The organism is Prevotella pallens (assembly GCF_900454935.1).
Classification (GTDB): domain Bacteria; phylum Bacteroidota; class Bacteroidia; order Bacteroidales; family Bacteroidaceae; genus Prevotella; species Prevotella pallens.
This window is the reverse complement of the sequence record NZ_UGTP01000001.1, coordinates 792,459-807,305: the sequence shown is the minus strand read 5'-3', so window position 1 is coordinate 807,305 and position 14,847 is coordinate 792,459. Positions and strand designations below refer to the sequence as shown.

Below are 14,847 nucleotides of genomic sequence, written 5' to 3'. Positions count from 1 at the left end.
GCAAAACTACAAAAAATAATCTAACTGCTAAAGGTAATTGATTTATTTTTCATTGAGTTACTATCCTTTCGACTTCATAAGCACATAAATCACCACAGGTGCACCTATTAAAGGTGTTACTGCATTTAGTGGAATAATACCACCTTCGCCAGGCAAATAGCAAATAAGATTGCACAAAAGAGCTATTAATGCACCGCTAAGAATAGTAGATGGTAACAGTAAGCGATGATTCTCTGTAGTTAATAAAAGTCGTGCTATATGTGGTACTGCCAATCCTATAAAACCTATCGGGCCACAAAAAGCAGTGGTAATTGCAGACAACAACCCTGTAACAACAAGCAAATAGTTGCGTATTCGTTGTGTGTTAAAACCTAAACTCTCGGCATATTGTGCACCAAGTAGCAAGGCATTGAGCGGTTTCATCAGTAGTAGCGAACAAAAAATACCAATACTTACAATAGCCATAAACATTGGGATATGCTCCATAGACACTCCTCCAAAATCGCCCATACCCCATATCATATAGCTTTTTACGCCTTCTTCGGTTGCAAAGAAATTGAGTAACGAAACTACAGACGATGACATATAACCAACCATAATACCTATTATAAGGAGCATTACACTATTTCTAATAATGAGTGAGAAGAAAAATATTAATGCCGTTACAGCCATTGCACCTGCAAAAGCGGCAACTAACACAGCCATAAAGCCTGATACCGAAAATAAAACAGTAGAAACATTGCCTCCTAAAAGCAGCATTACAAGAGCAACTCCCAAACCTGCTCCTGCATTGATTCCAAACACATCAGGTCCAGCTAATGGATTTTGAAAAGCAGTTTGCAACATTAAGCCACTAACGGAGAGTGCTCCACCGCAGAACATTGCTGTAATAGCTTGTGGTAAACGGTTCTCTAAAACAATAAAACGCCAACTCTCTTTACCATCGAATTGTCCTAAAAAGATATCTACTATATCGTTAAATGGAATACGAACAGAACCTATATATAGATTCAGCAGGAACAGAATAACAATGCCAAGTGGCAATAATACAAATGCCAAAGTGTTCTTTTTCATTATCTAAAAGTATTTCTGTCTACCTTATAAACTTCTTTCCATTTTATAAATGGTGATAATAACGCATAGAACCTGACTTTAAATCGGTGTGGAAAAGCTGAATTAGGTCGTTTAAAAGCCAATCTGGACGCCAACTAACTTCTTCGAAGTAAGGTATCTTGTCTACTTGACAACCATATATCTCGCCAGTTTTGAAAGGTTTTAAAGCTGCATAGCCTTGATATTCGGCTAGAAGTTGCTGTTTATTGAAGTTACCATAGTAACTGAATATCCAGAAGTCAGCTTGTCCCATTTTGTCTAATACAGTCTCAAATGGTAGAGCAAGACTTCCACTCTTGTTATCGTTAGCAAATGCATACTTTCCGTTGGCATCTTTATAAAGTAACCCTACACTACTTTTACCTCCTGGCATATACCACACACTCCCAGTCTTACGGTCGGGAAGTACCGAAAGAGTTTGCTTAGAAGTTTTTGCCTTAGCCTTTAATGAAAGATAATTATGCTCAACAACTTTGAATAAAGAGTCAGCTGTCTGCTTACAACCAAACAAAATACCATAAAACTTCATCCACTCTGCACGTCCTAACGCAGAAGTCTCCATATATTCTGCACATTCTATAATAGGTATTTTAAGTTCATCTAATTTACCATAGCCACCACTATTCTCGAATGGTGAGAGTAGTAAGCCATCTGGTTTAATGTCGATTATCTTCTCTATATCTGGCTTCATACCATCGCCACAGTTGGCAATGTTTTTTGTTTTCAATCTTTGTTGTACATCGGGTATTAGCATATACTTCGCATCAGCAACACCAACAATGGCTTTTTGTACGCCCAACATTTCCATAAGGTTAGCATGTGCTGTGGTAAAGAATACCCCTCGATGTATAGGCACTTGTATAAGAGTACCATCTGAAGGTTTATCCGCCTTCTCAGCATTGTCCACTAAATAGTAGGTATGTAACGTTTCTCCTTTCTTCCATGGATTGGAAAGCGTTACTTTTATGCCTTCTGGAGTATGTTCCATTTTTATGTTCTCGGCATACTTAAACACTAATGTACTATCTGTTGTGTTGTCGGTATGAGCCAATTTAGCTTTATTGTTACTGCAACCGAAACATAAACCTAATAATAAGATGTATAGAATCTGTAATCTACGCATAGTAAAAGAATATTTCCTGCAAAATTACAAAAAAGGTTTTAATCTTTGTAAGAATAGAAAGTTTTTCGTAATTTAGCACCCAATTTCGTTAACTATATAAACAATTAACATTAAATCAAGTAAATTTTACTATGTCAGAAAGTAATTTGAACACGTTGTCCACACACATTGAGATGAAGAAGGTGTGGCAACTATTAGGAATTGTGGCAATAACAGCCATTGTTTGGAATCTTCCCATCTCTGTGTTCGATATTGATGGTCTAACGGTTGTGCAGCAACGCATTATTGCAATTTTTGTTTTTGCAACACTATCGTGGCTCACCGAATGTATTCCAGCGTGGGCAACATCGTTGTCTATTATGACCATTATGTGCATAACTGTATCAGAAAATTCGTTTAAAGTGTTCAAAGGCGATGGAATAGGCGAGCTATTGAAGTCTAAAGACATTATGGCATCGTTTGCTGATCCTATTATCATGTTATTCTTAGCAGGGTTCATTCTTGCTATTGCTGCATCTAAGTCGGGTCTCGACACGTTGTTAGCAAAGAATATGATACGCCCTTTCGGTAAGAAAAGCGAGAACGTACTGTTAGGTTTTCTTTTCATAACTGGTATATTCTCTATGTTTATATCTAATACAGCTACGGCTGCACTTATGTTAACGTTCCTCACACCTGTGTTTGCATCGCTTCCTGCAGATGGAAAAGGGCGTATTGCACTCACAATGTCTATTCCATTGGCAGCTAACTTAGGTGGTATGGGTACACCTATTGGTACACCTCCTAACATGATTGCAATGAAGTTCTTGAACGACCCTGATGGTTTGAACCTTGGAATTAGCTTCGGACAATGGATGCTTGTAATGGCACCACTTGTTATTATATTGCTTCTCATTAGCTGGCGTGTCATTCTCTATTTCTTCCCATTTAATAAAAAGACTATTGAATTAAAGATAACGGGTGAGATTCATCGTGGTTGGAGAATGTATGTTGTTATTGCTACCTTCATTGTTACTATCTTATTATGGGTTATTCCGAAAGAGGTTACTGGTATAAACACTAACACTGTATCGATGATTCCAATGGGAGTTTTTGCTATAACAGGTGTTATTACAGCCAAAGACCTACAACAAATTGACTGGAGTGTTATTTGGATGGTAGCCGGAGGCTTTGCATTGGGTCTTGGTATGAATGGTTCTGGATTGGCAGATGTTGCTATTGAGAGTATTCCATTCGGGAACTGGAGTCCTATTGTTATCCTTATGGTTTCTGGTTTCATTTGCTATTTCTTGTCGAACTTCATTTCAAATACAGCCACAGCAGCGCTTCTAATGCCTATCTTAGCAGTGGTATGCCGTGCTATGGGCGATAAGCTTGGTGTTATTGGTGGTACCAGCACTGTGCTTATTGGTATTGCCATTGCTGCCTCTACTGCAATGTGCTTGCCTATATCTACTCCTCCAAATGCTATTGCATATTCTACTGGCTTAATTCACCAGAAAGATATGTTAAAGGCTGGTCTTACTTGCGGTCTTATATCGCTTATTATAGGCTATGGAGTGTTGTTCCTATTGGGTGAAATTCATTTCTTTGGATAACTCAACAGCATATAGATACTAAAAGTTGCGCCTTTCTAAGGGAGCAATTTACTTAATAGAAACATTTTATTAGAGCTGAATTCTGTAACAGGAGTTCAGCTTTTTTGTGCATTTATAGTTACTTTTGACCAAATAAATGGATTGTAAAAAACAGGCAAGGGTATTACAAGCAGTGCCCACGGGTACAGACTATTCAAAAAGATATCTTTAATGTTTATAAAAGCAGCCTGATGTAGTATTCTTGTTTCAGATATCTGAGAAGTGCGTTTCAGATATCTAAGAAGTGTGTTTCAGATATCTAAGAAGTGCGTTTCAGATATCTATAGATTGCCGTTCGTATATCTATGGATTGCCGTTTGTATATCCATGGATTGCCGTTTGTATATCCATGGATTGCCGTTCGTGTATCTATGGATTGCCATTCGTATATCCATGGATTGCCGTTCAGGCATCATAACAAATCAGATTCTTTATATGCTTAACTTGTAATACCAAAGTGGTATGTATTCAGATGAAAACTATGAAACGTTCTATTCTGCAATGTTTCAATTTAAGTGCTATTATAAGCATCTGAAAAACAATATGCTGTTTCATATTTATTTATGTTGGGGCAGACTTTATTACTATAACTATAGTTTACAAATTATCTCCTGCGCTGTTCTATTAAGATAAAAATATGGTTATGCTACAATAAGAATTTTATTTGATTGTAGCCAAATGCAAACTCGCACGGTAGGTCTCTTCCTCTATATTATAAAACAATTTAACAACGCTACAAATGCGTCGAGATATATTAAACAGCGTGTCGCGCTTAAAAAGTTATAGGAAGTCAGAATTTTCTAGTTTCTCTATGGTTGTCGGTAGACAATATAGATTATAGTTTCCCTAATGTTCTAGAGGCAATAAAATGTTTTAAGCACATAGAAAACATTAAGGAAACTATAATGTATGCAACAAATAAGCTTAATTCATAAAGAGATAAGCAATGAAGCTGAAGAGCTTATCTGATGTAAAGTTAAGAATGAAAAGCACAGACAGAATGCAGAGAGTCCAGTTCAAGTCTTTCCAACGACCTGTGCAAAGTTTCATTATGGCAAACGACAGAATGCCTAAACAAATTCCATCTGCAATGGAATAGCACAACACCATTGTTATCATAGTGATAAAGGCAGGGAAAGCTTCGGTCATATCCTGTAGGTTTATCTTCTTCACAGAATCGAGCATTAACACACCTACCATAATAAGTGCACCACTTGTTGCAGCACTTGGTATGAGCAAAAAGATGGGTGAAAGGAATAGAGACAGTAAAAACATAACGCCCACAACAAGAGAAGTTACGCCCGACCGACCGCCTTCAGCTATTCCGCTAGCACTTTCAATATATGTTGATATGGTAGAACTACCAAGCATAGCCCCACAAGTAGTTCCAATAGCATCACTCATCATAGCTTCGCTCACGTGTGGAATGCTTCCATCTTCGCGCACAATACCAGTTTTCTCTGCCAACCCCATAAGCGTTCCTATGGTATCAAAGATATTCACAATTAGTAGAGAGAATACCACAAGAAATGTTTTAAGATTCAACAAGCCAGAGAAGTCGAACTTGCAAAAGATAGGCGATATATCTTGTGGAGCAGAAACAGGCAACCAATGGTCTGGGAATACAGTAACGCCCAATGGAATACCAATCAACGTAGTAGCTATAATGCCCCAAAACAACGAGCCTTTAACATTGCGCGCCATTAGTACACCACTAAGCAAAGTAGCAAAAATACCTAACAAGCATGGTGTAGTAAATTCGCCTAACCCAACGAATGTGCCCTCTTTCGCAACAATAATGCCTGCATTCTTAAGTCCAATAAAGGCAATAAACATACCAATACCAGCAGAAATAGCATAACGCAAATTGTTAGGAATAGCATTGAATATCATCTCTCGCACGTTGAAAAACGTTATTAACATAAATATAACGCCTTCGATGAGCAAGATAGCGAGCGAATTTTGCCACGAATAGCCCATTGCTTGACAAAGCGTATAAGCAAAAAAGGCATTAAGTCCCATTGACGGTGCTTGCGCAAAAGGCAACTTAGCCATAAATGCCAATAGAAGCGTGGCAATAGCCGAAGCCAGAGCAGTAGCGGTAAAGAGTGCACCTTGACTCATACCAGTAGTCATAAGAATAGACGGATTTACCGCCAAAATATAACTCATAGTGAGAAACGTAGTTACACCAGCAATCAGTTCGGTGCGCAACTTCATTGTTTTAGGGTCGAAACCTAAAGCTTTTTCTAAAATCTTCATAGATTGTTTTATTTGTATTTAAGATTATTGTTTATTACTATTCATTTGTTCAAGCCAATCGTCTATCAACCTTCGGGCAATAGAAAGCTTCTCGGGCAAATTAGGCAAATTGTCTTTCGTGAACCAACTACCTTTACAAAGTTCGCTCCATTGCAAATGTATTTCACCTTCCACATAATCGGCATTGTAACCCACCATAACACCACTTGGATAGGGCCATGGTTGTGAAGCAAAGTAGCGAAGATTATTTATGCGTATACCAGTTTCTTCCAATACTTCTCTATGCACCGCTTCTTCGAGAGTTTCTCCAGTCTCTACAAATCCAGCCACCAAACCATAATGATTATCTCTAAAACTATTTGCCCTCACTAAAAGAATCTCATCAGCACGATGCACCAGTACTATGATGGCTGGAGACACTTGTGGCCACACCTCCTTTCCACAATTTGGACAGCGTTTCGATATGTTGGTATGCAGCTTTGTAGGTGTCCCACAAACGCCACAGAAACGTGTATTTTGGTTCCAATAAAGCAGTTCGTAACATTTACCAGCCATTAAATAGAGAGCTTTCGACAATTTATAATAGCTGTTACGTAGTCCACACATTTCGAATATAGGACTATCGGTCAATGGCATATCTATGCTTACAGCCTTAATGGGCGTACCATCATCGGGCATAGTTCCTATTTCTAATACTTGCGACCACTCTTTTAATGGAGTTGGACAGTCGTCTAACAATGGAATAGTATAACCACCAGTTGTTTTTTCTAATACAATATCGGTTTTACAAAACACAAACCAAAAGCATTTCATTTTTCTTATATTCCCTTTCCTTGTGTTACATTATACCTATTCTCCAAAGAGTAATTTACGGTCGCGAGCAGCAGCCTTATCAGTCCATTCTACAGGAACGAACTTCCAGTTATGATTGGGTTGTGGATTTAGAGTACCAGCCTTCTTAATTTCTTCCATAAGATAGTAACGTTGGTCACGGTCGCTTCGCCAAACAATGCGCTTCTTTAATTCATCGTGTGGTATGCCAGCGCCTTTTGTTAAGAGTTCTCCACCGCCGTTACCACGATAACTATTAACAGCCACATTATAGTATTTAGCCTCATCAAACGGTTGCCCATTACTCATTTTAATTATATTAACCTTCTGTCCATAAGGCTTCGTTACATCTACTTCGTAGTCTATACCAGCAGCAGAGTCGAAATTAAACGAGAAGTTTTTAAAGCCTAAGCGTTGCGAATCGTCTCTTGTATCGTTAGAAAGCAATAGTAAATGGTCGTCGGGCGATTTCATTGTATTTGTCCAGAGATTATAACTCATTTCCAAATAGTTCTTTATTTCTTTACCCGTTAAGCGCATAACGTAGAGCTGGTTTTCGTATTTGTACAAACTAAACATATCGCCCACTGTGATAGGTCCTGCCTTAATGACAGAATTAAAACCTAAAGGAGCATTGAAAGCAATATCAGCCTTCGTTATCTGAAGTTCTAGATTGAGAATTAAATCGTTGAAAGCTGAGTTACCAAAGAAACAATCTTTCGTACTAATAGTGTTATCAAAGTGTCCTATTTCTGTGTTAGCCCACTGTTTCACCTTGTCTATTTGCTTTTCAAAGTGTGCCATAAATGGTTTGTCTATAGCTAAATCGGCTACACTAACTAATTCGCCCCACTTCTTAACAACATTGAACTGCTTACCACTTTTATTTTTTTTCTTTACAGGTGCTAAGGTTATAGTAGCCACTGCTACTCTCTGTGCATTATTCGCAGGGTCTAAACACACCACCTCGTTACCATCTTTGTTAGTTTCTATTGAATTGTGCGGTTTATGGTCGTGGCCGAAAAACACCACATCAAAACCATCTACTTCTTCTGCTACCATTTTAGATGCATCTTCAACATAGTTTGGTGTAATAATGCCACCGTCCCAACCAGAGTGGAAAAGTCCTACAATAACATCGGGTTTCTCGTTAGCTTTCAATGCTGCTATTGTCTTCTTCGCCGAAGAGACAATATCCTCAAAACGTAACCCCTTCCATAAGTTCTCTTCTAACCAATTGGGTATAGCAGGAGTAAGCATACCAACAACGGCTACTTTCACACCGTTCTTTTTCTTTATTATGGTATAAGGCAATACATAAGACTTTTGTGTTCTCGTATCAATAATATTTGCTCCCAATACAGGGCAATGCAATTCGCGAATCCATTTATCGTAAACAGCGTGTCCAGTTTCTATATCGTGGTTTCCAACAGTTGTTGCATCGTAGTTCATAAAGTTTACGACACTAGCAGCAATGTTCTCTTGTTGTTTATCAATATAGTTGTAATAATAACTTATTGGTTGTCCCTGCAGAATATCTCCGTTATCTAGAAGATACACATTCTCTGTGCCTTTCTTCTGCCTTAAATCGTTTATAAAAGTAGCAACTCTTGCCATCGATCCAGCTTTAGGCTTACGCGTTATGAAATCGTATGGGAAAAACGAACCATGCACATCTGAAGTCTCTACTAATGTTATTGTTATATTCTTGTTTTGAGCTCTTGCTCCAAAACAGCAAAATGCTAATGTCATAAATGCAAATAAAGTTCTTTTCATATATATATATGTTATTAAAACCTGCTACTAATATATCTATTGTATATCTCTTGGTAGCAATGTGCGGCTACTTAATTTTAAATTTAACTGCTGTATAACCCACTAATTTATCTGTTCTTCCACCTTGTTCTCTATAATAAACTAAAGCTTGATAAGAGTTTTCTGTTTGATAATAGTTACCTTCAGTAGGTGCTATCTCAGCGTTTCCATTCTCATCTACCAACACATATTGATAACTATAGTAGCCTAATTTTAGTGGTATCACAGCTTTATAACTCTTCGATTGGTCATCGTATATTAGCTTATATTGTGGTAAAAATCTATCGTAAGTCCAGTCGCCATTTACATATACATCGCCATTTGTAAACTGCGGACTGCTTAATTGGAAATGAACCAACACATAATCGCTCTCCGTATTTATATTGTTATTATCTGAATTGCGTATTAAGAAAGCTCCATCCGCATCTTCATCATACAAATAGTTAGGTCTTGGCAATGCTATAAAGGGGTAGGCGTTGTAGTTTTTACCGTCCCACAGAATGCGTTCTATACCTGTTGCGGCTACATTGGTTGATAAAATCTCAAACTTTCTATATTCGTTGCCTGCCCAAAATATATAGTTTGCATTATGGCTCCAACGCAAGCCATCGTTCATAACATATTGTGGCTTTACATTCCATCGCGCATTGTCCCATCGTTTATTCTGCAGAAGTACTGTTTTTATTTGCGATTGCGGATTCGTTACATTATAACTATTATATTTCAACTCCATTTCCACTTGCTGGTGTGCGTTGTTTATGGTAGCATCGGTGTTGGTTACAACATTCAAAGCAACTCCCATCGACTTTGTAAAAGGCTCTTTCACCATAAAACAGACTTTTATAGCTACATTATCGTTATCATCGTAAATGGTAAGCAGATAGTTTCCAGACAATTTTGGCTGGCAATTGCTATTCGGAAGTCTAAGATGATAATGTGTATAAGCTGTGTTTGTAAGGAGTGAAGGTGTTACATCGTCTATAGTGTTTCCACTTGCAAAGCCGTCCACATAGTCGCTTTCGAAAAGCGAGGTAGATGGTTTCCAATTTGATTCGCAATGTTGCAGGCTGTAAGTATAGCGATGGTACTCTGTTGATAGATCGTCGAAATTAATATCTAACACACCGTTTCCTACTTCTATAATGGGCAAAGCAAGCCAGTCTTGATTTGCCACAACTTGTAACGACCGTATGTTTTCGTTCAGAATGTTGTGGCGTTGTGCAACGGCAGCAATAGAGAATATTGTTGACAATAGTAACAAGACAGCTTTTCTGGCTCTCTTCATACTTTTATATCCTTTCGTTTAAGGTATTAGTTTCTTTAGAAATTCGTCGAGGTCTTCCTCTAATCCTGGTAATAATTCGTCGCCAACAATAATTGTATCACCATCTGCCACGTACAGTTCGGCTATGTTTTCGCCTTCTTCGTCTTCTAAAACAAGACTATAAGGTTTTATTATACCGAAGTTGTCTACAACATCTTTCAGTCTTAAAGACTCGCTACGCAACTGTGCTGTAATGTTTTTATAGAAATCGTCATTATTGTTTTCAATCCATTCTTCAACTACACAGCGTGTTATTTCGTTTCCTTCATCGTCGAAAGCCATAAGGTCTCCACTGAATTGCGACACCCTTAAGTGGATATCTGTCATAACTATTGGTTCCTGTGTTGATGGAAACTTCTGTGCTATCTTTTTTAGAAAGCGCTCTATTTGTTGCATTGTTTGCTCCATAATAAAAAACAATTAAAGAACTGTTGATGGTTGTTTAAACAATGGCAAAGTTAGTAAAACTTTTTATTTATAGGGGTACAATCGTACCTTTTTTAATAAATAATATTATTTTTATAACCCTACCTGCTAATTTCTAAGTATCTTTGCACACATAAATAAGAGGCTCGCTCGTTATTCTTATAAAGAACAACAATAAGTTACTTGCAAAAATATTCATTAAAAAGATATGAAACAAACAATTTTAGTTACAGGTGGAACTGGTTTTATAGGTTCGCACACAACGGTAGAACTGCAAGAGGCAGGATACAATGTAGTGATAGCAGACAATCTTTCAAACTCTAAAATAGAGGTTCTCGATGGTATAGAGAAAATAACAGGAATACGACCAGCATTTGAACAAGTAAATCTTGAAGATAAAGATGCTACCGAACGCCTATTCAAAAAATATCCGAACATTGATGGAATTATTCACTTTGCAGCATCAAAAGCTGTAGGCGAAAGTGTTGAAAAACCGTTAATGTACTATCGCAACAATGTTGTTTCGCTCATTAACTTATTGGAAATGATGCCAAAATATAACGTAAAAGGTATTATATTCTCTAGTTCGTGCACCGTTTACGGACAGCCTAACAAAGAGAACTTACCTGTTACTGAAGATGCACCACATCAAAAAGCTACATCGCCCTACGGAAACACAAAAGAGATTAATGAGCAAATTATTTACGATTACATTCACAGCGGTGCACCTATAAAGAGCATTGTGCTTCGTTATTTCAATCCAATAGGTGCACACCCTACTGCATTTATTGGCGAATTGCCTAATGGTGTGCCCAACAATCTTATTCCTTATGTTACGCAAACTGCTATGGGAATACGCAAACAACTTACCATTTTTGGCAACGATTACAACACCGAAGATGGTACTTGTATACGCGATTACATTTATGTAGTAGACCTTGCAAAAGCTCACGTAGCGGCGATGACACGTGTATTAGACAAAGATACTGACAAGATTGAATATTTCAACATTGGAACTGGTAAAGGAAACTCTACGCTAGAAATTGTAACTACTTTTGAAAGGGCTACTGGTGTAAAGGTGAATTGGAAGTTCGGACCACGTCGCGAAGGTGATATAGAGAAAATTTGGGGCGATTGCACCAAAGCCAATAAGGTGTTGGGCTGGAAAGCTAATACTCCGCTGGAAGACGTTTTGGCTTCTGCATGGAAATGGCAACAGAAACTTCGCGAAGACGGTGTTATGTAAGCACTAAAATAAAGCTTATATGATTGCTTAAAGTTTTTATACTTTAGTTGTAATAATACTATTCTCTTGTTTTACAGAAGCGGTTGTTTTGCTATGCGAAACAACTGCTTTTGCTATCTATAATGCTGCAGTAGAACAAAAGATGTGAGAATGGTTTAGGAAAGAATACTATTATTATAGAGTTCGCACAGATATAAACAAATTAGGAACAACATATTCGTTGTTAGATGCTTATAATAGCACGTAAATTGAAACATTGCAGAATAGAACGTTTTGTAGTTTTCATCTGAATACACACCACTATAGTATTATAGAATAAAAGGTTAAAGTTTCTGGCTTGTTATGATACCTGAACAACTATCTATAGATATACGAAGCTACATCTATGGATATACGAAGCTACATCTATGGATATACGAAGCTACATCTATAGATATATGAAACGACATCTATGGATATACGAAGCTACATCTATGGATATACGAAGTTATATCTATGGATATACGTGTCGCAAGCTATAGATATCTGAAACGCAATTGACAGATATCTGAGACGAACGCGACAGATATCTGAAACTAACGGGACAGATATCTAAAATAAAAGTAGCCTAAATATCTTATTCTTTTTATAGAATATTCGAGAAATTCTATTAAATTGCTGAGCACCTAACAGGTGTCGCATATAACCGCTTTAGCTATTTTCTACTGAATTTATATAACACTTACGAGCACTTACTTGTTCAAATAACTTAGAACATTTATTGCTGTACTTTTTCTTCCATTAAGTAGCAAGTTTTTTAGTTCTTATGTGAGTACATTGTTACTACGTTTGCTCCCTTTATATGGCGTTCGAAGTGCGATATAATTGCCTTTGAATAGCGTTCGTGCTTCACTTGTTTAGACTCGTTATCCAGTTGAATAGCACTTATATCCATATATTTCTTCAGAAAATCGGCAGCAGAATGCCTACTCAAATAGTTAGCTTCTTCTGTAGTGATAGGCACAACTTGAAAGAACTGAATGGTGCGACCTTCGATATTGGTAAACTGTTCGTTAGCAACATCGGGTAATGGGCACAAAATCAATGCTGCATAAAAGTCGGTCGAATGGTCGAACGATAGTTGCTCGCTATCGCCATCATTATAATTTAAGGTGTCGCCAAGCTGAAACTGGAAGTTATAGTAGGTATATTGCACTACATCGCGCAGTAGGCGTAGATACCAATAATTGCTGTCTTTGCTTAAATCGGCATCGGTTACGTTCCAGTCGGGCGGCAGATACATAACGTATTCGAAGTGTTCCACCACAAAGCCTTCGGTGTATTTGGTTGCATCGAAAGTTGTTTCACCATTGTCCGACTGCTTGTAATATTCTTGGTTGGGCACACGAATGGCTCCTGCCCCTATGGTGCAAAGCGTCCAGTAGTTGTGTTGCGGACTGGGAGGAATTGCAGCAATGTCCACCGGGAAACCTTCGCCATCGGTATCGTTTAGTACTGCGTCAATCTTTCCGAAGCGTTCTTCCACAAAGTTTCTTAGGTCTGTGCGTTCCTCAGCACTATAATAAGGTATTGGTTTGTCCTCTTTGGCTTTCTTTTCCAACTGCATATACGATACGATATTGCCCAAAATGCGTTCTGGTTCGTCTGAAAAGAGGTAGACAACGCCAATATCTGTCTTGTCTTCCGTTTCAATATAAATGTAGTTTTGAGCCAACCATATATCCTTAATCAGCGAGAACGGCGTGGTAAGATAGCGTGCCAAAACGCCATCAACTGTGGTTATCGACACCGATATACCATCTTCATCAATGCGATAAGTATTCTCTCTTAATGCTTTGTATAGCTTTCTGTAGAAATAAAAATAATAAGCAAGAATACAGAAGAATACAATGGATATGCCTATTATGGCAAATCCTATGCTTTTCTGCGCATAAATTAAAGGTAACATAAGCAGATAAAGCCATGACACTGTCATTTTGAGTGGGTGCTGAATCCATAGTCCGCCAACGGCACGAGTTATGAACCACCACATAGACTTGTCGCAATGACTCGCAACTGGTTCGGGATTATTGCGTACTAATAGTTTTAAAGCTTCATCTCTTGTGATATGCTTCATCGTGAAAACAATAAAATTAAGCTTGTTTTTAAACGTATAAAAGAACGCCTCCGATGCGAAAGCGTTCTTTTACTATGCTGTTATTTAATTCTTTATAGTGGGGTATTTCCTGAACCAACCGTCTATTCTTAAACGCATCACACCAAAGAAGGCTTCCGAGAATATGCCTCCGCTCATCTTGCTTGTGCCTTCTCTTCGGTTTACGAATATAACGGGTACTTCCTTTATCTTAAATCCTATTTTATACGCAGTGTACTTCATTTCTATCTGGAAAGCATAGCCTTTGAAGCGAACTTCGTCGAGTGGAATAGTTTCGAGCACCTTGCGGCGATAGCAAACAAAGCCTGCCGTGGTGTCGTGAACATGGAATCCGGTTACGAAACGTACATACTTGCTGGCAAAATAGCTCATCAAAACACGTCCAATTGGCCAGTTCACCACATTCACTCCGCTTACATAACGTGAGCCGACAGCCACATCGAAGCCCTCGTCGTGCGTAGCTGCATATAGGCGAGGAAGGTCGTTAGGGTCGTGGCTGAAGTCTGCGTCCATCTCAAATATATAGTCATAGCCATGCTCCAATGCCCATTTAAAACCACAAATATAAGCTGTTCCAAGTCCTAACTTACCTGAACGCTCAATGATAAATAAGCGGTCGGCAAACTCTTCTTTTATGAGTCGGTGTACAATCTGTGCAGTTCCGTCAGGACTTCCGTCGTCAATTACTAAGATATGAAAACACTTCTCCAAACCGAAAACAGCTCGGATAATCTTCTCCATATTCTCTTTTTCGTTGTATGTAGGAATTATTACTATACTATCGCTTGTCATACCAAATATATTCTTTGTTGCAAAAGTAAGATAAATATCCGAATATCCCAAATGTTATAAACAGTTTGCACTTAAAAGCACGTTAAATGACTTTGTGTGTATCTATTGTTAGACGAATATATT

11 protein-coding genes are annotated in these 14,847 nt (G+C 38.1%); 2 read left to right on the top strand and 9 right to left on the bottom strand.

Features of this window, described 5'->3' with window-relative positions:
* Positions 1-60: 60 nt before the first annotated feature.
* Together DX009_RS03505 and DX009_RS03500 are read right to left on the bottom strand one after the other, a co-directional pair.
* Positions 61-1,074, bottom strand: a complete 1,014-nt coding sequence (locus tag DX009_RS03505; protein ID WP_115083024.1) for an iron ABC transporter permease — start codon at positions 1,072-1,074, stop codon at positions 61-63.
* A gap of 43 nt (positions 1,075-1,117) precedes the next feature.
* Positions 1,118-2,236, bottom strand: a complete 1,119-nt coding sequence (locus tag DX009_RS03500; protein ID WP_181792310.1) for an ABC transporter substrate-binding protein — start codon at positions 2,234-2,236, stop codon at positions 1,118-1,120.
* Between the two features lie 131 nt (positions 2,237-2,367).
* On the opposite strand from DX009_RS03500, the gene DX009_RS03495 reads away from it, so the two are divergent.
* Complete coding sequence (locus tag DX009_RS03495) at positions 2,368-3,834, top strand: SLC13 family permease (protein ID WP_115083023.1); 1,467 nt, start codon at positions 2,368-2,370, stop codon at positions 3,832-3,834.
* A gap of 963 nt (positions 3,835-4,797) precedes the next feature.
* Here the strand turns inward: DX009_RS03495 and DX009_RS03490 are convergent.
* The 5 genes from DX009_RS03490 to DX009_RS03470 all read right to left on the bottom strand — a co-directional run bounded on the left by DX009_RS03490 (position 4,798) and on the right by DX009_RS03470 (position 10,513).
* The gene (locus DX009_RS03490) at positions 4,798-6,135 is read right to left on the bottom strand and encodes an NCS2 family permease (RefSeq protein ID WP_006045346.1); all 1,338 of its coding nucleotides are present in this window, start codon (positions 6,133-6,135) and stop codon (positions 4,798-4,800) included.
* Positions 6,136-6,159: 24 nt separating this feature from the next.
* Entirely contained in the window at positions 6,160-6,948 is a 789-nt protein-coding gene (nudC, locus tag DX009_RS03485) for an NAD(+) diphosphatase (protein WP_115083022.1), read from the bottom strand.
* A gap of 36 nt (positions 6,949-6,984) precedes the next feature.
* Positions 6,985-8,742, bottom strand: a complete 1,758-nt coding sequence (locus DX009_RS03480; RefSeq protein ID WP_115083021.1) for a bifunctional metallophosphatase/5'-nucleotidase — start codon at positions 8,740-8,742, stop codon at positions 6,985-6,987.
* Between the two features lie 67 nt (positions 8,743-8,809).
* Positions 8,810-10,066: a type IX secretion system plug protein gene (locus DX009_RS03475; RefSeq protein ID WP_115083020.1), complete on the bottom strand. Its 1,257-nt coding sequence runs from the start codon at positions 10,064-10,066 to the stop codon at positions 8,810-8,812.
* 18 nt (positions 10,067-10,084) lie between these two features.
* Positions 10,085-10,513 carry a hypothetical protein gene (locus DX009_RS03470; RefSeq protein WP_115083019.1) on the bottom strand — a complete coding sequence of 143 codons (429 nt, stop codon included), beginning with the start codon at positions 10,511-10,513 and terminating at the stop codon, positions 10,085-10,087.
* 226 nt (positions 10,514-10,739) lie between these two features.
* Between DX009_RS03470 and galE the strand changes: the two genes are divergently transcribed.
* Positions 10,740-11,777 (top strand): UDP-glucose 4-epimerase GalE, encoded by a 1,038-nt coding sequence (gene galE, locus DX009_RS03465; protein ID WP_115083018.1) that lies wholly within the window; start codon positions 10,740-10,742, stop codon positions 11,775-11,777.
* 796 nt (positions 11,778-12,573) lie between these two features.
* Here the strand turns inward: galE and DX009_RS03460 are convergent.
* Together DX009_RS03460 and DX009_RS03455 are read right to left on the bottom strand one after the other, a co-directional pair.
* Complete coding sequence (locus tag DX009_RS03460; RefSeq protein ID WP_115083017.1) at positions 12,574-13,893, bottom strand: suppressor of fused domain protein; 1,320 nt, start codon at positions 13,891-13,893, stop codon at positions 12,574-12,576.
* An 84-nt stretch (positions 13,894-13,977) separates the two neighbouring features.
* A complete protein-coding gene (locus DX009_RS03455; RefSeq protein ID WP_115083016.1) occupies positions 13,978-14,724 on the bottom strand; it encodes a polyprenol monophosphomannose synthase in 747 nt (248 codons plus the stop codon).
* Positions 14,725-14,847 lie beyond the last annotated feature (123 nt).

Excerpts from the sequence above, each read along its gene's own strand:
- DX009_RS03505 (WP_115083024.1), bottom strand. The coding sequence starts at position 1,074 with ATGAAAAAGAACACTTTGGCATTTGTATTATTGCCACTTGGCATTGTT.
- DX009_RS03500 (WP_181792310.1), bottom strand. The coding sequence starts at position 2,236 with ATGCGTAGATTACAGATTCTATACATCTTATTATTAGGTTTATGTTTC.
- DX009_RS03495 (WP_115083023.1), top strand. The coding sequence starts at position 2,368 with ATGTCAGAAAGTAATTTGAACACGTTGTCCACACACATTGAGATGAAG.
- DX009_RS03490 (WP_006045346.1), bottom strand. The coding sequence starts at position 6,135 with ATGAAGATTTTAGAAAAAGCTTTAGGTTTCGACCCTAAAACAATGAAG.
- nudC (WP_115083022.1), bottom strand. The coding sequence starts at position 6,948 with ATGAAATGCTTTTGGTTTGTGTTTTGTAAAACCGATATTGTATTAGAA.
- DX009_RS03480 (WP_115083021.1), bottom strand. The coding sequence starts at position 8,742 with ATGAAAAGAACTTTATTTGCATTTATGACATTAGCATTTTGCTGTTTT.
- DX009_RS03475 (WP_115083020.1), bottom strand. The coding sequence starts at position 10,066 with ATGAAGAGAGCCAGAAAAGCTGTCTTGTTACTATTGTCAACAATATTC.
- DX009_RS03470 (WP_115083019.1), bottom strand. The coding sequence starts at position 10,513 with ATGGAGCAAACAATGCAACAAATAGAGCGCTTTCTAAAAAAGATAGCA.
- galE (WP_115083018.1), top strand. The coding sequence starts at position 10,740 with ATGAAACAAACAATTTTAGTTACAGGTGGAACTGGTTTTATAGGTTCG.
- DX009_RS03460 (WP_115083017.1), bottom strand. The coding sequence starts at position 13,893 with ATGAAGCATATCACAAGAGATGAAGCTTTAAAACTATTAGTACGCAAT.
- DX009_RS03455 (WP_115083016.1), bottom strand. The coding sequence starts at position 14,724 with ATGACAAGCGATAGTATAGTAATAATTCCTACATACAACGAAAAAGAG.